Origin of the sequence: Shimia sp. NS0008-38b (genome assembly GCF_040370365.1) — a bacterium.
In the GTDB taxonomy this organism is placed as follows: Bacteria; Pseudomonadota; Alphaproteobacteria; order Rhodobacterales; family Rhodobacteraceae; genus Shimia.
Window position 1 is genome coordinate 316,645 of the sequence record NZ_BAABWQ010000004.1, and the last position, 17,954, is coordinate 334,598.

Below are 17,954 nucleotides of genomic sequence, written 5' to 3' on the forward strand. Positions count from 1 at the left end.
CACATCCTTTCCTCGCGAGCCGGATGGGCTTCGGAGCGGGTAGACATCTCTGTTCTGCTTTATCGTCGAAGATGCATTTGTCATAAGCGTACGAAACCCAGCTTGGAACCTCACCTCATGACCACCGCCCCCCTCCTCTCCGCCCCCATGCCGATCGAGCCGCAGTGGCTCGACTACAACGGGCATTTGAATATGGCCTATTACAACGTGCTGTTTGATCGCGGGGTGGATCAGGTATTTGAGACGTTGGGTTTTGGCCCCGCCTATCGGGAGCGCACCGGCAATACGACGTTTTCAGCTGAGTTTCACCTTTGCTACATTCGCGAACTGCATTTGGGGGATGAGGTAACGGCGAGTTTTCAGTTGTTGGATCACGACGCCAAGAGCTTTCATTTCTATCAGGAACTGCGCCATACGGATGGGTGGCTGTCGGCAACTGGTGAGGGCATGGGGCTGCATATCGACCAAAGCGGCCCACGTGTGGCGCCAATGCCGGAGGACATTCTGGCGCGGCTTGATGCCTTGGCCAGAGAGCATAGCGCCCTGCCCCAACCAGAGCGGGTAGGCCGGCAGATAGGCATTCGTCGCAAGTGACACGATGCAAGGGCGACACGGTTGGCACGCTTGCTGAGTCCTTGTGTGCAAAAGGCTGGACGAATGGCAAGCTGCGTGAAACGGTGAGCGCCAAATGGCGGACGTGATAGATATTATTCAAGAACGCAAGGAACTGCCTCAGTTTCTGGAGCGTGATGGGCTGATCGGTATCGAACTGGGCGTGGCGCAGGGCTGGTACTCAAAGCGATTGATGGAAGGTGGGCTGTTCACCGAGCTTTATGGCGTGGACATTTATGGCGACCATCACGACACCAAAGAATACATCAAAGCATTGAAAAATGTGGGCATGGGGCAGAACTATTGGCTGCTGCGGATGACGTTTGAGGACGCATTGGATGCCTTTCCCGACGAATACTTCGATTTTGTCTACATCGATGGCTACGCCCATACCGGCGAAGAACGCGGCAAGACCATGTTTGACTGGTTTTCCAAGGTGAAGGTCGGCGGCATGATCGGTGGACACGACTATCACAAGAAATGGCCGTTGGTGCAGATCTGTGTCGATGCCCTGGCCGAAGATTTGGACCAGCCGGTGATGCGCACCGCGATGTCCAAGAATCGTGATCCACAAGACAAGTTCCCAAGTTGGGCTTTGTTCAAAGAAAGAGCAGACGTTCCGGCCTATCCGGATCGGTTGCGACAGTTGCCTAAGAAAATGCGTGGTTAGCCTGCGCAAAGCCCGCTAAATGTGATCTAAGCTTTTGGCGGTAAGTTGGTTTGGAATGTATAGAATGACGTTTGAATACAAAGTGATCCCCTCGCCCACCCGCGGCCAGAAAGGCAAAGGCGTGAAAGGCCCGGAGGGGCGATTTGCGCATGCTCTAGAATCGCAAATGAACCTTTTGGCCGGCAATGGCTGGGAATTTGTTCGCGCAGAAACACTGCCAAATGAAGAGCGCAGCGGGCTTACCGGATCAAATACAACCTATCGCTCAGTGCTGGTGTTTCGCCGCGCCAAAGCCGGAGACGTGGCGGCCTTTCAACCTGAAAGTTTAGCGCCTCCCAAGACCGCTGAGTTGCCAGCGCCACAAGCAGACAACACGCCATCAGATGACGAGACGCTGGTTCTGGAAGAGAACGACAAAACAGGTGCCTCCGCAGTCAAGGACCCAGACGAGGGTGACACTCTGCAAGACGTGCCCGACGTTCTTAAGAAACGTGTAGAAACTCTTGAACGACCGTAGTCGGCGACAATATGCCTGAAAATTGTGCGCCCTACGGCGTGTCGATGTCCAGCGCCAACGCATGGATGCGGCCAATCATCTCTGGGCCAAGTGCAGCATGTACAGCGCGATGTCGCGCAAGACGGTTTTTTCCAGAAAATGCAGCGGCTCGGATGCGCACGTTGAAGTGGCTTTCCCCTGTCGCGGGGGCTCCGGCATGTCCGGCATGACGCGCGCTGTCATCGTGTACTTCCAGTTCGGTTGGCGAAAACGCGCTTGCCAACTTATTGTGAATTTCCTGTGCAACGCTCATTTTTCTGCCCTCTGCCTCTTCAATCTGCCGCGCGTTAGGGTAAACTCTCTGCTCCGAGTCGAATAGGTGCGTGTATGACAAAATCTGATCCCTTTGGTTTTGATATGTCGATAAAGTCGGCAAAGAAGAAAAACCCCCGCGGTCGGCGCAGCATGTCCGGGGCTTCTGAGACATCAACCCGTGTTTGCGAACATCCTGGCTGTACCGAGGCAGGCCTATACCGCGCTCCGCGCGCGCCTGATGTGCTGGATGAATTCAAGTGGTTCTGTAAAGATCACGTGCGGGAATATAATCTCAAATGGAATTTCTTTGATGGTAAAACAGAAGCCGAATTGAACGCGCAAAATTCCAAAGACAAAGTCTGGGAGCGTGAGACCAAAAAGATGACCGACCCTGAGGCCCGCGCCTGGGCACGGCTGGGCATCGAGGATCCACATCAAGTTCTTGGAGGCAACGCCACGCAGAACCCCGGTAAAAACGGCGGAGCAGGCAAGCGTTTGCCGCCCACGGAGCGCCGCGCGATGGAGATTTTGGAGGCCAAAGACAGCTGGAGCAAAGCTGAAATTCGCAAAGCCTACAAAAAGCTCATCAAAGTGCTGCACCCGGATATGAACGGTGGAGATCGCAGTCAGGAAGAGCAGCTGCAGGAAGTTATGTGGGCTTGGGATCAAATCAAAGAGAGCCGCAACTTCGTTTAACGGCAACACATCTCTAAAAAACGGGCGTGGCCAAAGGGCCGCGCCTTTTTTATTTGCGACAGAATGGGTGGCAAAAGACGTGTAAGGTGGAACACGGCTTGGTTAACACTTGCTCCTACAGGCCAATAAGCAACATGGGACACACAACATGCAGCGGTTGATCGAATATGTGACGGCGCGACCGCAACGGCTTTACACTGTTGTCGCCGTCTCTGTTGTGATGTTGCCTGTGGCGCTCTGGCTGGATCTCAACAGCCTCTCACATCACAATTTGCACCGGCAGGCGACAAACTTAAGCCGTCTGATGGACGACGTCCGCACATACTATGCCACCAACGTGGTTGCGCGGGTGCAGCAGGCCGAAGGCGCTCCGCAGGCGCGGCATGACTATCATGACATTCCCGGCGCGTTCCCGATCCCTGCCACCGCAGCCATTGAGTTGTCTGAGCGGTTTTCCGAAATCCTTCCCGGCGTAGACTATCACTTTGTCTCAGATCACCCGTTCAAAGGCCGGTCCCACCGCGAAATGACCGATTTCGAACAGCGTGCCTTGGAGACGTTCCGAGCGCCTGACAATACGCGCGAGCGTATCATCGCCGAAGAAGGCGGATTGCTGGACCACCGGATGGCGCTTGCTGCGCCTGTCTTCATGCAAGAGGCCTGTGTCAATTGCCACAACACCCATGCCGAGAGCACTAAAACCGATTGGCAAGTAGGCGATGTGCGCGGGCTGCAGGTTGTCCAGGTGCGTCAACCGCTGTCTCTGAACTTGAGCTCGTTTAAGTTTTTGCTTGGATATCTGCTAGTAGCGGGAGCCTTTGGCGTTGCGTTTGCGGCTCATCAGCTGCGATTGGCAGACAAGTTTCGCGCCGCAAATGACGAGCTGACCGAAAACAACTCGTTCCTGGCAGATGTGTCTCTGAAAATTTCAAAGTATCTGGAACCGCAGGTCTATCGTTCCATTTTTGAAGGGGAACGCGATGTGGCAATCAGCACTGAGCGCAAAAAACTGACCGTGTTCTTTAGTGACATTAAGGATTTTACGGCCACCACAGAACGCATGCAGCCTGAAGAGCTCACTGCGCTGCTGAACGAGTACTTCACTGAGATGAGTGCCATCGCGCAGGAACACGGCGCAACAATCGACAAGTTCATTGGGGATGCCATTGTGGCGTTTTTTGGAGATCCCACCACGCACGGCTCCACCGAAGACGCGCGGGCTTGTGTACGTATGGCTCTGGACATGCAGGCACGGCTGGATGAGCTGGAACAGAAATGGCGTGCCAACGGCGTTGAGCACCCGTTCCGCGCGCGCATGGGCATCAACACTGGCTACTGTAATGTCGGCAACTTTGGCAGCGATACGCGGATGGACTACACCATCATTGGGGCGGAGGCCAACTTGGCCGCACGGTTGGAAGGGATTGCAGAGCCCGGCGGAATTGTTATGAGCTATGAGACCTATGCCCATGTCCGTGATTTGGTAGAGGCGGAATCCTTGGAGCCACAACACTTTAAAGGCATCTCACGCGAGATCATTCCATATCGTGTGCTGCGGCATGGAACCACCCGACGCACCGCCACCGCGCGCGAAGACGGCTCTAATTTGGTGGTGGACATGCAAGGGCTAGATGCCGCGACACGGGCCAAAATTACCGCCGCCGTTAAGGACGCGCTGGACAAGAGCTAGCCCTCACATACGTGTCTCCCATCGCAGCGCCGTTTGCCTTCTTTCAATTCTCCATGCGTTGTGCGCAGACCTTTATGTTGGCATCCACACCGCAAATGAAAAACCGGGGGCCTCAAGCAGGTTGTTGATTTTGGGCGTCAAATCAGCTGTTGTGTGGGCATGTCTGACACCAGTCCAAAACATCTGGCCGCTATTGCGCGTGATTTCGCAGAACATTTGATTGCTCAAGGGTTTTCAGAAGGCGACATTTTTTCTGGCACCGGGCTGCGCAAAGCGGACATCGCGGAGCCGGAAGCATTGGCCCCAATTGCGGCACTTGCACGGATTTTTGATCAGGGGGCAAAGCTTTCTGGCGATGACCTCATCGGCATGCGCTGGGGCTTTAACCGCCGATTTGTTCAATTGGGGCTCGTGGGGTATCTGGGCCGCTCCTCTCACAGTGTGAAAAACTTGGTGATCAATGTCGCGCGCTATCGCCGTGTGTTTTCAGAGCCGATCGATTTTGACTTGTCTGAACTTGACACAAAAGGCGCGTTCTCTTGGAGCTACAACCTGCCGCCGCGGATCGATCTGGGACGCATGGTCGAGGCACAAACTGCCCAACTGATCGGTGGGCTTAGAGTTGTCACGCCGCGCAAACTTGTGCCTAAGTTCATCGAGTTTGAACATCGTCGGGTCCAAAGAATTGCCGACGTACAGCATTTGCTCGGCTGCCCTATCAGCTTTGGACACAAGGCCAACCGGATCGGCTTTCACTTGACGGATTTGGACATGCCGTTGCGCACCGCCGATGCTGGCCTGCAGAAAGTTTTACAGCGTCACTGTGACCTTGTATTGGCCAGCCGCCCCAAGGACCGGCCTGACATTCAGGTGAAGGTGGAAAAAGCCATTGTAGACCGCATCTCTCAAGGTCAGGCTTCCGTCGAAGCCGTGGCGAGTGATTTGGGCATGAGCGCGCGCACTTTGTCGCGCCGCTTAGGAAATGCAGGAACAACGTATCAAACGCTGCTGGCAAATCTCAGGCGCGCGCTGGCGGAGCGCTACCTGTCTGATCATACCCTGTCCCAAAGTGAGATCGCTTATATGTTGGGATACTCTGATGTCAGCTCCTTTGCCTCAGCTTTCAAGCGCTGGACTGGGACATCACCGGGCGAGATGCGTCAAACGTTGCACTGAACCGCGTCACACCCGTCACCTTTGGCAGATTTGCACAATACCTTGGCGTGTTTGCCGAAGGTAACCACGAGTCCCATCCCCATCTCTTTCACCATGAGCACGGCCCCAATGCCATGCCCTCACCCAAAGAAGTTCTGCTGTGAGATGGGAGATGAAATGAGTCTGTTTGTTGTAATTTTTGCTGTCAGTGTCGGCACCTTGATCTGGAACGCCACGCAGTTCGCTCCACACAGGACGCGCAAACCAATCCTTGTTTGCGCACATAGGCCCACATCGGCGGAGGTGTCAGCATGAGCAGCATTATTGTGATTGACCCAGACCGCAGCGCATTGGAGCGACTGCAGACTGTCTTGGAAGTCGAAGGGCACGAAGTGCGCGCGCATGTCGATCCAGACACGGCAATGCCTGATGTGGGCCGTCATGCGCCAGATCTTGTGATCATGGAAACGCGGTATAACAAGACCGATGGATTGGCCTTGTTTGAACGCCTGCGCGATGGGTTTGGTGTTCCGGTGATCTTGATCAGTCGCGGAGGAACCGCCTCTGATGAAGCGATGTTCCTGAGGCTTGGAGCTGCGGACTTCCTGTCCAAGCCTTATGCTTCAAATGTGATGTCCGCCCGGGTCGCGGCAGCGCTGCGTGCCGGACAACCTGCGCATCAACCCGTCAGCGACAGCTCGGTTTTAGAGCGGGGGCCGCTTCGGTTGGATCGCTTGCGCCACGAGGCAACATGGGATGGCGAAGAAGTCATACTAACGGCGACGGAATTCAATGTGCTCTGGATCATCGCACAACGCCCCGGCCATGTGCTGAGCCGCGCCTCGATTTTGGATTTGGCTTATGGTGAGGATGTCTATGTCACTGATCGCAGCATCGACAGTCAGGTGAAACGCATCCGACGTAAGCTGCGCGGCGTTGCCCCGGAATTCAGCGCAATCCAAACGCTTTATGGACTTGGATATCGTTTCACGGACACTTCGCCACGTATGGCCGCCTAAACAAGCACGCCGTTGCGCATTCCGGTCTTCTAGACCGGTTTAAAAACAAGGGAGACGCCATTTAAGCAATGGCGCTTCCCTGTGGGTCGGGGTCCATCGTCAAAAATGTGCCCCAGGTGAGACCCACAGCGACGACAGTGGCATTCGGTGCGGACCCGGAGGAGCTTGCGGTCCGGCTTGGTTCCAATCGCATTGGGGAGCGATTTGTAGAAGCTTGGCCAACCGGTGCCACTGTCGTATTTATGCCGAGAGCTATAGAGCTTCAGATCGCAACCACGACAGTGGTAGGTGCCTTTGTCATAGACCTTGTCAAGCGGCGAAGACCCTGCGCGCTCAGTGCCTTCTTTGCGCATGACCTTGTATTCCTGCGGCGTCAGCAGCGCGCGCCATTCCGCGTCTGTGCGTGTGACTTCAAAAGCATTGGCCAGTGAAGCACGCGGTAAGACCATCGCCGTTAGCGCCGTTCCGGACGCAGCCAAGATAAAATGACGTCTGTGCATAAGCATCTCTCCCTCCTCTTGGAAAATGCGCAGCAGTTGTACGGTGTGCAAGGAACAGTTTTGCACAGCCGCGTGAGTTTCATGACAACGCCTGTGTTTTTGATCAGTTTCCCTTGTGATCCGTTGGGATTTGATGCACCAAAGGCCGGTAGAATTTGGCCGCCCTCGTCGCGCGGCCTGTAGAAGGACAATGGACATGGCCGACGGCATGATGGAAAGCAACGCAAAGCCCACCGAAGACATTGATCTGCGTGACGTCTTTGGCATTGACAGTGATATGAAAATCAAGGGTTTTGCTGAGCGCACTGACCGCGTGCCAGAGATCGACCCGACCTATAAATTCGACCCTGAAACCACATTGGCGATCCTCGCAGGCTTTGGCCACAATCGTCGCGTGATGATTCAAGGATATCACGGCACTGGTAAATCCACGCACATCGAACAGATCGCCGCGCGCCTGAACTGGCCCTGTGTACGGGTGAATTTGGACAGCCACATCAGCCGGATCGACCTGATTGGTAAAGACGCCATCAAACTGCGCGACGGCAAGCAGGTCACCGAGTTCCACGAAGGCATCCTGCCTTGGGCGCTGCGCAACCCCACGGCCATTGTGTTTGATGAATATGATGCGGGCCGCGCCGATGTGATGTTTGTGATCCAGCGTGTGCTGGAACATGACGGCAAGCTGACCCTTCTAGATCAGAACGAAGTGATCACGCCAAACCCCTACTTCCGTCTGTTTGCCACCGCAAACACTGTTGGTCTGGGTGACACAACCGGGCTGTATCACGGCACACAACAGATCAACCAAGCCCAGATGGACCGTTGGTCGCTGGTGTCCACGCTGAACTACCTCAGCCACGATGCTGAAGCCGCGATCATCCTGTCAAAGGCGCCACATTACAACACTGCCGAAGGCCGTAAGATTGTGAACCAGATGGTGACCGTTGCGGACCTAACCCGGACTGCGTTTATGAACGGTGATCTGTCCACCGTGATGAGCCCAAGGACCGTGATCAACTGGGCCGCGAACTCGGAAATCTTCCGCAATGTCGGCTATGCGTTCCGTCTCAGCTTCTTGAACAAGTGTGACGAGCTGGAGCGCCAGACCGTTGCCGAGTTCTATCAGCGTTGCTTTGACGAAGAGCTGCCTGAAAGCGCGGCAAGCGTGAGCTTGGGCTAAGATCGGAGCAAGAATGCACATCGGTCTGATTGGAGGCATCGGCGTCGCAGCCACTGTTGTTTACTACCAGCGCCTTACGGCCGCTGTAGCAGCGCGTGGCGGCGACCTAAAACTCACAATCAGCCACGGTGACATTCACACGCTGATCCGCAACAACCTGGCCGATGACCGTGCACCACAAGCAGACATCTTTGCCGCGCAAATCAACGATCTGAAAGGCGCGGGCTGTGACTGTGTGGCGCTGACCTCCTTGGGGGCGCACTATTGCGTGGACGAGATGAACGCGCTGTCCAGCCTGCCAGTGATCTCCGGCGTGACACCACTGGATCAGTTTTTTGTGCAGCAAGGCTTCAACAAGGTTGGGCTTCTGGGCACACGGGTGGTGATGCGGACGCGGCTCTATGGGCAGTTGGCCAAGACCGGCGCCGTGGCGCTGGATGACGAAATTGAGGTGCTGGGGCAAACCTATCAGGACATCGCCGTGGCCGGCACCTGTTCTGAAACGCAGCGCGCTGAATTGATCGACGCAGGGCAACGCATGGTGCAGGACCATGGCGCAGATGCCATTGTGTTGGCAGGCACAGATCTCAACCTTGCCTTTGACGGGCAGGATACCGGCTATAAGGTGGTGGACGCACTGGATGTGCACGTGGATGTGCTGGCCGATTTGGCCTGTGGCCGCACCCGCCTAGATGAAGTGGCTATTTAGAATGAAAAAACCAAGCGACAACCCCGCTGATCCGTTCAAAAAGGCCCTGGCTGAGGCCACCAAAGTCATGGCCGACGATCCGGAACTATCCGTGTCCTACACGGTAGATCCGTCGGGTGTGTCCGGGGATGCGATGCGGCTGCCGCAGGTCAGCCGCCGTATGAGCCGGGACGAGGTTCTTTTGGCGCGAGGGACAGCGGATGCCTTGGCATTGCAACGCAAGTATCACGACAACGCCACACACACGCGCTATGCGCCCGGACAAGGCATTGCCCGCGATCTTTATGAGGCCATGGAAACCGCCCGCTGTGAAGCTATGGGCGCGCGCGACATGCCGGGCACAGCCTCGAACATCGACGTGAAAATAAGCCATGAGGCTGCCGGGCGCGGCTATGGCGACATGACGTCTTCTGAACAGGCCCCATTGCCCGTAGCGGCGGGCTATCTCATCCGCCATTTGGCCACGGGACGTGATCTGCCATCTGCAGCGGCGAACGTGATGAACCTATGGCGCGGCTATATCGAACAAAGCGCCGGAGACCATCTCGACGATTTGCAGGACATGTTAAATGACCAGCAGGCCTTCGCCAAATTTGCCCGCCAGATCATAGATGACCTTGGGTATGGCGATCAGTTGGGCGATGACCCGGATGATCTTGAAGATGATCAGGACGAGGCGGAACCGGAATCAGAGGAAGAGGACGATCCTGACAGCAGCGGTCAGGACGACAGCGAAGAAGACGACAGCGAAGCCAGCCCTGAGCAATCTCAGGAAGAGCAACAGGACATGTCTGAGGCGCAGGTCACCATGGACGACATGGCGGACGAAGACATGTCTGACGAGGCCGAAATGCCGGATGGCGAAGCGCCGCTCGATCCCCCCCCTCCCCCTCCAATCTCGGAGGCGGACCCGGACTATGTGGTGTTTGACACCACCCACGACGAAGAGATTGCCGCCGAAGAGCTGGCGGAGCCTATAGAGCTGGAACGCCTGCGCGCGTATCTGGACCAACAGCTGGAGCCGCTCAAAGGCGCTGTGAGCCGTTTGGCCAACCGCCTTCAGCGCCGCTTGCAGGCGCAGCAAAACCGCAGCTGGGAATTTGATCTTGAGGAAGGCACGCTTGATGCGGGCCGTCTGGCGCGGGTTGTTGCCAATCCCACCACGCCGCTCAGCTTCAAAATGGAGCATGACACGGAGTTCCGGGACACGGTGGTGACCTTGTTGTTGGACAACTCTGGCTCCATGCGTGGCCGCCCAATCTCGATTGCTGCGATCTGCGCCGACGTTCTGGCGCGCACATTGGAACGTTGCAACGTGAAGGTCGAGATCCTCGGCTTCACCACCCGCGCTTGGAAAGGCGGTTTGGCCCGCGAAAAATGGCTCAATGACAGCCGCCCGCAGCAGCCAGGCCGACTGAACGATCTGCGCCACATCATCTACAAACAGGCGGACGCACCTTGGCGTCGTGTGCGACCCAATCTGGGTCTGATGATGAAAGAGGGACTTCTGAAAGAAAACATCGACGGCGAGGCGCTCGAATGGGCACATCGCCGGATGATGGCGCGGCCAGAACAGCGCAAAATCCTCATGGTCATTTCGGACGGCGCTCCGGTCGACGACAGTACACTATCGGTGAATCCTGCCAACTATCTTGAGAAGCACCTGCGCGATGTGATCGCGATGGTCGAAAAGCGCAAGATGGTTGAGTTGTTGGCAATTGGTATTGGTCATGATGTGACCCGCTACTATGACCGCGCGGTGACAATCACCGATGTGGAACAGCTCGCGGGTGCAATGACCGAACAGTTGGCGGCCTTGTTTGACAACGACCCGCGCGCCCGCGCACGCATTATGGGCATGCGCAAAGTCGGATAAGGGCTCAAACATTGATTGCGGCCCCAATCGGGCGCACCCATCTTTGCAACTGGGGCACCCTGTCGGCTGTTTTTCCGCTGACAAAGGCTTTGATGGGTAAAACGCAGGCTTGCCGACGCTGAGCGCTCTGGCGCGGTTTCGGCGCCAAGGCCTTTCATCGGGCTTGCTATTGCATCAGCACAGGCTATCACATGAACACATGTTCACCCGTTGATGGAGACTCAACATGTTTCAGGAATTTGACGTGACCACCCGCCCGGAACAAGGGCCTGCACGCCTACAGGCTTTGCGTGCCAAATTGGCGGATGCAGGTGTGGACGGGTTTCTGGTGCCACGGGCGGACGCACATCAGGGAGAATATGTCGCGCCGCGTGATGATCGTCTGGCTTGGCTAACCGGCTTCACCGGGTCTGCCGGATTCTGTGTGGTGCTCAATGAGATGGCTGGCGTATTTGTGGATGGGCGCTACCGGACACAGGTCAAAGGGCAAGTCGCCAACTGCTTTACGCCGGTGGACTGGCCTGATGTTTTACCAGGCCCTTGGATTTTAGAAAATTTGTCTTCGGGCAAAATTGGTTTTGACCCATGGCTTTATACTGTTGGTCAAATTGAAGCCTTGCAAAACGCCGTCTCCGGAAGTGACGTGTCTTTTGTGCCTATGAGCAATGTCATTGACGCCATTTGGGAGGATCAGCCTGAACCGCCCATGGCGCCCGTAAAAGCCCATCCCACAGCCATCGCCGGCGAGGCCCACGCAGACAAACGCACCCGGCTTGCGGCCGAACTGACCGCAAAGGGCGAAACAGCAGCTGTCATCACATTGCCGGACAGCATCGCTTGGTTGCTCAACATCCGAGGTGGGGACATTCCACGCAATCCACTGGCCCATGGGTTTGGCATTCTGAATGCCGATGCCACCGTTGATCTCTTTATGGCCACAGAAAAACTGGGCGCAGTTGGCGCGCACCTCGGCGCATCCGTGCGCGTTCACGCGCCCTCTGAGTTTGTCCCACATTTGGCAAGTCGCGATGGCACGATCCGACTGGACAAAGCGAGCGCCCCCTTGGCGGTGCAGGCGGCAGTGGCACAAAGCGATGCAGCCATTTCTTATGGTCAAGACCCCTGTGTGATGCCCAAGGCCTGCAAGAACGATGCCGAAGTCGCCGGTATGGTTGAGGCCCACCTGCGCGATGGCGCAGCTGTATCGAATTTCTTAAGCTGGTTTGAGCGCCAAGACAAACCCGCTCTCACCGAAATTGATGTGGTACGCAAACTCGAAGAGTGCCGTCGTGCGACCAACGCGCTGTTGGATATCAGCTTTGACACCATCGCCGGAACCGGTCCGCATGGCGCCATCATGCACTACCGCGTCACCGAAGAAACCAACCGCGCTCTGCAAAACGGCGATGTGATGGTGCTCGATGGCGGTGGGCAATATGCGGATGGCACCACAGACATCACGCGCACCTTGCCGATCGGTGACGTGGACAATGAGATAAAGATTGCCTTCACCCGCGTTCTGCAAGGTATGATCGCAGTGTCACGCATGCGGTTTCCCAAAGGGGTGGCGGGGTGCCATATTGAGGCCATCGGGCGCCTTCCCCTGTGGTCTGCAGGACAAGACTTCGACCATGGTTTGGGGCATGGCGTTGGCGCCTATCTTTGCGTACATGAAGGACCACAACGTTTGGCGCGGATCAGCGATACGCCGCTGGAGCCCGGCATGATCCTGTCCAATGAGCCGGGATATTACCGCCCCGGTGCCTTTGGTATTCGTCTGGAAAACCTAATTGTGGTCGAAGAAGCCCCCGCGCTGCCAGGTGGCGACGATCATAGGGAGATGCTGCAGTTCCGCACGTTGACCTATGCACCGATCGCGCGGGAGATGATTGTGGTTGAGATGCTCAGCGCAGAAGACCGTGCTTGGCTCAACGCCTATCATGCGACGTGTCGTCAGCTTTTGTCGCAGCGACTCGCGCCTGACGACAATCTATGGTTGGATGCGGCCACCGCGACCTTGTGACATCACAGCACGTCGCACCACGTGACATTATTGTGTCACGCAACGTGGTTATAAACACCGCAATTCGGAAAGGGGATGACCTATGAGCATCAAAATCACCATTCGCAAAGCAGAGGGCAACTGGGTTGTTCGGGCTGGCGGCGCGATTCTGGGCGAAAGCACATCAGCGTTGGAACTGACCGAAGGCGATTATGCCCCGGTGATCTACTTTCCGCGCGGCGACATCGCCACCGCATTTTTGGACGACAGCGAGAAACGCACCCATTGTCCACACAAAGGCGATGCGACGTACTATTCAATCGTCACCAAAAGCCAGACGATTAAAGATGCTGCTTGGAGCTACGAAGCCCCAACCGAGGCTGCTGCACGTATCCAAGGGCATTTGGCCTTCTATACGAGCGATCTTGTGGCTGTAGAACGGGTCTAAGCCGTCCAATCCCGACTGTTCGATTTTGGTCGATTGTAGTATACAAAGGCCCAACATGACCCGCATATCCATCAACGATCTGAGTTTTGCTTGGCCGGGACAAGATCAGACGGTCGTGAGCATTGACCATTTTTCGCTGGAGGCAGGTGAACGGCTCCTTCTGCAAGGGCCAAGCGGCAGTGGGAAATCCACGCTCCTCTCTGCAATTTCAGGGATCACATCACTTCCAAACGGCGCGGTCGAAGTCGTTGGCACCGACATTGCAAAACTGTCTTCGCGCCGAAGAGATCAATTTCGCGCCGATCATCTGGGCATGATTTTTCAAGTCTTCAACTTGATCCCATGGATGTCCGCCCGAGAAAATATTCTGTTGCCAATCACCTATTCTAAGATGCGCAAGGCACGGCTGCAGCTGTCGCCTCAAGCTGAAGCAGATCGGCTATTGAAAGCACTTGGATTGGATCCAGCCACCGTTGGTCTCCAACCGGCTGCAAATCTGAGTGTTGGTCAACAACAACGGGTGGCTGCGGCGCGCGCGCTGATTGGCAGCCCGGAGGTGATACTTGCCGATGAACCCACCAGCGCGCTGGATGAGCGGGCAAAACACAGGTTCATGGATGTGCTGAACCAGCAGGTGCAGGACACCGGGGCAAGCTTGCTGATGGTCAGCCATGACGAGACCCTTGGGCGACACTTTGATCGGGTTGTTTCCTTCGAAAAGTTAAACAGATGTTGTGCTGTCGCATGTTGAGTTATGCCGTGCAAAGCCTGTGGAACCGACGTTTTGTCGCCAGCCTGACAGTTCTGACAATTGCGTTGAGCGTCGCGTTAATACTTGGTGTTGAGCGTTTACGAGACAGCGCGCGACAGTCGTTTTTCAACTCGGTGTCCGGTATCGATCTGATTGTAGCGCCACGCGGCAACGACGTTCAGATATTAATGTCCACAGTGTTTGGCGTTGGGTCCACCGGCGCTGGCATGAACTGGCAAAACTACAAAGATCTGCAAGCCTTGGACGCAGTGGATTGGGCTGTGCCTCTGATGATGGGGGACAACCACCGAGGACACCCCGTAGTCGGCACTCAATCCGCCTATTTTGACCATTTCCGATACGGCGCGGATCAGCCGCTGCGTTTCGCTGCAGGACGCAGATTTGACACAGCTGAAGAAACCGTGATTGGCGCAGATGTTGCGGCCCGGTTTGGCTACGGCGTTGGCACTGAAATTGTAAACGCGCATGGCACCGGCGCGGTGTCCTTTGAGCTCCACGACGATGCCCCATTTACGGTGTCTGGCATATTGGCTGCGACCGGCACACCTGTTGACCGAATGGTGTTTGTCACTTTGAGCGGATTTGATGCGCTGCATGCACCTTTGGCCTCCCCTCAGACCGACCCTTTGGCCGCTGCGTCAGGCACCGCCCCGAGCCACAAAAACGGGGCAAACGCTGCAACCCTCGCCTGGAAAACCGACAATGGTTCCGGTGATGCGACCCAAGCACATGACACTGAGGTCTCAGCGCAAATAAACGGTGTGTTTGTTGGTCTCAAAAGCCGCAACGCAATTCTGGCAGTTCAGCGGCACGTTTCAGCGAACACCAGCAGCACTTTGAGCGCGGTAATGCCCAACGTGGCCTTGCTTCAGCTCTGGGCGATCACTGGGACGGCCGAAAAGGCGTTGCGGTTCATGTCATTGGCCGTTGCCGTTGCCAGTTTGATCGGGATGGTTGTCATGTTGTCAGCAGCCTTGGAAAGCCGACGGCGCGAGTTCGCCATTTTGCGATCAGTTGGTGCAACTCCGAAGCGTATCGTTGGTTTGATCATCATGGAGGCCATGCTCACAACGACGGCGGGCATCATTGTCGGTCTGATTTTCTTGATCTGTGCAACAGGCGCTGCCAACCCCGTTTTGTTTGATCAATTTGGTTTCAGGATTGCGATGTTTGGGGTCTCAGAAAGCGACAGCCTGCGTGTGCTCGCGATTTTTTGTTTTGGCTGTTTGGCCAGTTTTCTGCCAGCGTGGCGGGTGTATCGGATAACTTTGGCTGACGGTTTGACCACACGCCTATAGATGTGGGTCGGTCTGCGCCAAAAGGAGAGGACAGAGAACGTTGATGAAACCGGGTTATGCTTCTGCAACTATGGCGCTTATGGCAGCGGTGCTCGCCGCCCCGAGCTTTGCCCTTGAACCGCGTGACATCGGCTGGGACGAATTGACGGGCCCCACGACACAACTCGAAAACCCATTTGAAGATCTGAGTTCTGATCAGATGGATACTTTGGCGCAAATATTGCGTCTCGATATGCTGGCAGAAGACGGCATCGATACCTCCAGTGAGGGCGATGCCAGCGCCCTGCGATCAGACCTCAAGGCACAGAGCATCGACGCTGACTTTTTGCTGAAAGAACGGCTGCGCATTATGGCGCAGCTTGAAAAGGAAGCCAGCGCAGCAAACGAAGATCTGGTCGGTGAGAATATCCGCCTGCCCGGCTATATGTTGCCGCTGGAGATGGACGGTGAGCGGGCCGTGGAATTCCTTTTGGTGCCCACGGTTGGTTCCTGCATTCACGTCCCGCCACCGCCTGCGAACCAGATCATACGGGTGAGCTATCCTGAGGGCTTCGTCGCTGATGGGTTTTTCACACCGATTTGGATCACCGGAGAGTTGCGCAACGCGCCCGTACAGCAGTCATTGTATTTGGTTGATGGCGACACAGATGTCAGTGTCACCTATCAATTGGACGCCACCAGCGTGCGGGAATACGAATTCTGATCTACGCGCTTTAGGAATGTTCTTCTGCGGCGGTCTCAGCCAATGCCTTGTTATAGATTTGCAGTGCATCAACATGGAACACCGCCCCCAACAGCACCGGCGGCTCCCCTTCGGCGCCCAGACGCACCACGGGCAGGAAGGCCACGTTCAGCGTTTCAAACAAGGGCATTGCGCTTTCCAATGTGGCGGTCCGATCCACATATTGGCCCTCCGCGATCATGTCCCAACATTGGTCTTCTGGCGCGGCGCGCGGGTGCTCGAGACGGCGCATAATTTTATTCACGCCAAACATGGCCAACAAATAGGCCTGCGGTCCAGCTGCGATATGCACATTGCGCCGCTCAAGCTGAGCCAGAAAGAACGACCCCTCTACCAAACGTGAACTGAGGGCGGTGGAGATTGACACAGCCACCATCACCGCCAAACCCGTTTGCCAGTCCCCTGTAAGTTCAAAGACGATCAATGTTGTTGATATCGGCGCGCCCAACACTGCTGCGGCAACCGCCCCAAGCCCCGCCAAGGCATAAAGCGTGGTGGTACCAGACACATCAGGGAAAATCGCGGTTGCGACCATACCAAAGGCCAATCCGGTCAGCGCCCCCACCATCAACGCTGGAGAGAAGACACCGCCCCCCATACGACCTGCCATGGTGATCGACACGGCCACCACCTTCAGGATGGCAAAGACCACAGCCTCATGTAGCAGTAATTGGCCCGTCAAAGCCGCAGAGGTGGTTTCATACCCTACGCCGATAATGTGCGGAAAATAGATTGCCAAAGCGCCCAGCAACAAACCTGAGATTGCAGGACGCAGCCACCGAGGGATACGCAGATCTTCTTGCAGATGGCTGGCCATGTCATCCGCCCAAAAGATGGTCCACATAAGCGCCACAGCGACCAAGCCACACAGCCCCCCCAAGATCAGGAACGCTGGCAGCTCTTGATAAAACTGAAGCGCGGTCCCGGTGTTAAGCGTGAATTCTGTGACATCGCCAAATTCGAGCCGATTGATAACCGTACCTGCCACAGACGCGATGACGATCGGTGCAAAAGCATGCACTGCAAAGTGACGTAGCACCACTTCGAGAGCAAAGAGCGCGCCAGCAATCGGCGCATTAAACGAGGCTGACACGGCGGCGGCCACAGCACAGCCCAACAGATCCCGCCCGGTGATGCCATCTGCCCGGATCTTGTCACTGACCCAGCTGGCGATCGCACCGGCCAAATGCACAACGGGTCCTTCGCGCCCAGTGGAACCACCAGAGCTAAGGGTGATCAATGAGGCAAAGGCTGAGGCAATCCCGGCGCGGCGTTCTACCCTGCCCTCATGCAGCGCAGCCCCTTCGATGACATCGGCAACAGAGCGCACCCGACCATCCGGCGTGAACCGGTGCAAAATCAAGCCAACCAACAAACCGCCAACCGTTGGAATGAGCAACAACCAATACCACGGCAACGACCCTGCAAAACTATGCAGACGGGTCAGGTCTTCCGCGCCATAGAGGCTGGATTGCAGGAAATGAATGCCTTTGCGGAACAGGAGCGCCGCAAACCCGGCGGCAATCCCGATACACAAGGCGATGATCCAGAATTGAAATTGACTGGGGCCTTTGTTGACCAGCACCCTCCATCCGCCACGGCAGGTATCTGCCGCGTCATGCGCGCTTTCCGCCAGAAAGGAGCCTACCGACTTCGCCATAGTTCCGCAAAATCTCCGGGGTGGGTGGACCATCGTTGGGTAATCTTTGATGTAGTCAGATTTTGCTTACAAGGCAAAGGGGTAAGCGTGGAGTTTCACGTCAAAGTGGCC

The 17,954-nt window shown here is 56.1% G+C and carries 18 protein-coding genes; 15 read left to right on the forward strand and 3 right to left on the reverse strand.

Annotated elements, in window-relative coordinates:
• Positions 1-117 precede the first annotated feature (117 nt).
• From ABWV47_RS18275 to ABWV47_RS18285, 3 genes are all read left to right on the forward strand, one after another.
• Positions 118-594, forward strand: coding sequence for a thioesterase family protein (locus tag ABWV47_RS18275; protein ID WP_353314511.1), 477 nt, complete (start codon positions 118-120; stop codon positions 592-594).
• Positions 595-688: 94 nt separating this feature from the next.
• Entirely contained in the window at positions 689-1,282 is a 594-nt protein-coding gene (locus ABWV47_RS18280) for a class I SAM-dependent methyltransferase (protein ID WP_353314513.1), read from the forward strand.
• Positions 1,283-1,346: 64 nt separating this feature from the next.
• Positions 1,347-1,799 carry a DUF4177 domain-containing protein gene (locus tag ABWV47_RS18285; RefSeq protein WP_353314515.1) on the forward strand — a complete coding sequence of 151 codons (453 nt, stop codon included), beginning with the start codon at positions 1,347-1,349 and terminating at the stop codon, positions 1,797-1,799.
• Positions 1,800-1,830: 31 nt separating this feature from the next.
• Here ABWV47_RS18285 and ABWV47_RS18290 read toward each other — a convergent pair whose 3' ends face one another.
• On the reverse strand, positions 1,831-2,091 hold the full coding sequence (locus tag ABWV47_RS18290) for a BolA family protein (protein ID WP_353314517.1): 261 nt from the start codon (positions 2,089-2,091) through the stop codon (positions 1,831-1,833).
• A gap of 74 nt (positions 2,092-2,165) precedes the next feature.
• Between ABWV47_RS18290 and ABWV47_RS18295 the strand changes: the two genes are divergently transcribed.
• The 4 genes from ABWV47_RS18295 (at position 2,166) to ABWV47_RS18310 (ending at position 6,653) form a co-directional block, all read left to right on the forward strand.
• On the forward strand, positions 2,166-2,789 hold the full coding sequence (locus tag ABWV47_RS18295) for a DnaJ domain-containing protein (RefSeq protein ID WP_353314519.1): 624 nt from the start codon (positions 2,166-2,168) through the stop codon (positions 2,787-2,789).
• Positions 2,790-2,937: 148 nt separating this feature from the next.
• On the forward strand, positions 2,938-4,479 hold the full coding sequence (locus ABWV47_RS18300; RefSeq protein WP_353314521.1) for an adenylate/guanylate cyclase domain-containing protein: 1,542 nt from the start codon (positions 2,938-2,940) through the stop codon (positions 4,477-4,479).
• Positions 4,480-4,638: 159 nt separating this feature from the next.
• Entirely contained in the window at positions 4,639-5,655 is a 1,017-nt protein-coding gene (locus ABWV47_RS18305; protein ID WP_353314523.1) for an AraC family transcriptional regulator, read from the forward strand.
• Between the two features lie 290 nt (positions 5,656-5,945).
• Positions 5,946-6,653 (forward strand): response regulator transcription factor, encoded by a 708-nt coding sequence (locus tag ABWV47_RS18310; RefSeq protein WP_353314525.1) that lies wholly within the window; start codon positions 5,946-5,948, stop codon positions 6,651-6,653.
• Positions 6,654-6,682: 29 nt separating this feature from the next.
• On the opposite strand, the gene msrB is transcribed toward ABWV47_RS18310, so the two are convergent.
• A complete protein-coding gene (msrB, locus tag ABWV47_RS18315; RefSeq protein WP_353314527.1) occupies positions 6,683-7,153 on the reverse strand; it encodes a peptide-methionine (R)-S-oxide reductase MsrB in 471 nt (156 codons plus the stop codon).
• A gap of 196 nt (positions 7,154-7,349) precedes the next feature.
• Here msrB and cobS point away from each other — a divergent pair, with 196 nt between their 5' ends.
• The 8 genes from cobS to ABWV47_RS18355 all read left to right on the forward strand — a co-directional run bounded on the left by cobS (position 7,350) and on the right by ABWV47_RS18355 (position 16,144).
• A complete protein-coding gene (gene cobS, locus ABWV47_RS18320; RefSeq protein WP_353314529.1) occupies positions 7,350-8,336 on the forward strand; it encodes a cobaltochelatase subunit CobS in 987 nt (328 codons plus the stop codon).
• A gap of 13 nt (positions 8,337-8,349) precedes the next feature.
• Positions 8,350-9,045: an aspartate/glutamate racemase family protein gene (locus tag ABWV47_RS18325; RefSeq protein WP_353314531.1), complete on the forward strand. Its 696-nt coding sequence runs from the start codon at positions 8,350-8,352 to the stop codon at positions 9,043-9,045.
• Position 9,046: 1 nt separating this feature from the next.
• Entirely contained in the window at positions 9,047-10,921 is a 1,875-nt protein-coding gene (gene cobT, locus ABWV47_RS18330; protein ID WP_353314533.1) for a cobaltochelatase subunit CobT, read from the forward strand.
• A 226-nt stretch (positions 10,922-11,147) separates the two neighbouring features.
• Entirely contained in the window at positions 11,148-12,944 is a 1,797-nt protein-coding gene (locus ABWV47_RS18335) for an aminopeptidase P family protein (protein WP_353314535.1), read from the forward strand.
• An 82-nt stretch (positions 12,945-13,026) separates the two neighbouring features.
• The gene (locus tag ABWV47_RS18340; protein WP_353314537.1) at positions 13,027-13,371 is read left to right on the forward strand and encodes a DUF427 domain-containing protein; all 345 of its coding nucleotides are present in this window, start codon (positions 13,027-13,029) and stop codon (positions 13,369-13,371) included.
• Positions 13,372-13,426: 55 nt separating this feature from the next.
• Complete coding sequence (locus ABWV47_RS18345; RefSeq protein ID WP_353314539.1) at positions 13,427-14,122, forward strand: ABC transporter ATP-binding protein; 696 nt, start codon at positions 13,427-13,429, stop codon at positions 14,120-14,122.
• Complete coding sequence (locus ABWV47_RS18350; protein ID WP_353314541.1) at positions 14,116-15,441, forward strand: ABC transporter permease; 1,326 nt, start codon at positions 14,116-14,118, stop codon at positions 15,439-15,441. The genes ABWV47_RS18345 and ABWV47_RS18350 overlap by 7 nt, the downstream gene beginning before the upstream one ends.
• A 43-nt stretch (positions 15,442-15,484) precedes the next feature.
• Positions 15,485-16,144: a DUF3299 domain-containing protein gene (locus ABWV47_RS18355; RefSeq protein WP_353314543.1), complete on the forward strand. Its 660-nt coding sequence runs from the start codon at positions 15,485-15,487 to the stop codon at positions 16,142-16,144.
• A 10-nt stretch (positions 16,145-16,154) separates the two neighbouring features.
• Here ABWV47_RS18355 and ABWV47_RS18360 read toward each other — a convergent pair whose 3' ends face one another.
• A complete protein-coding gene (locus ABWV47_RS18360) occupies positions 16,155-17,843 on the reverse strand; it encodes a chloride channel protein (RefSeq protein WP_353314545.1) in 1,689 nt (562 codons plus the stop codon).
• Positions 17,844-17,954 lie beyond the last annotated feature (111 nt).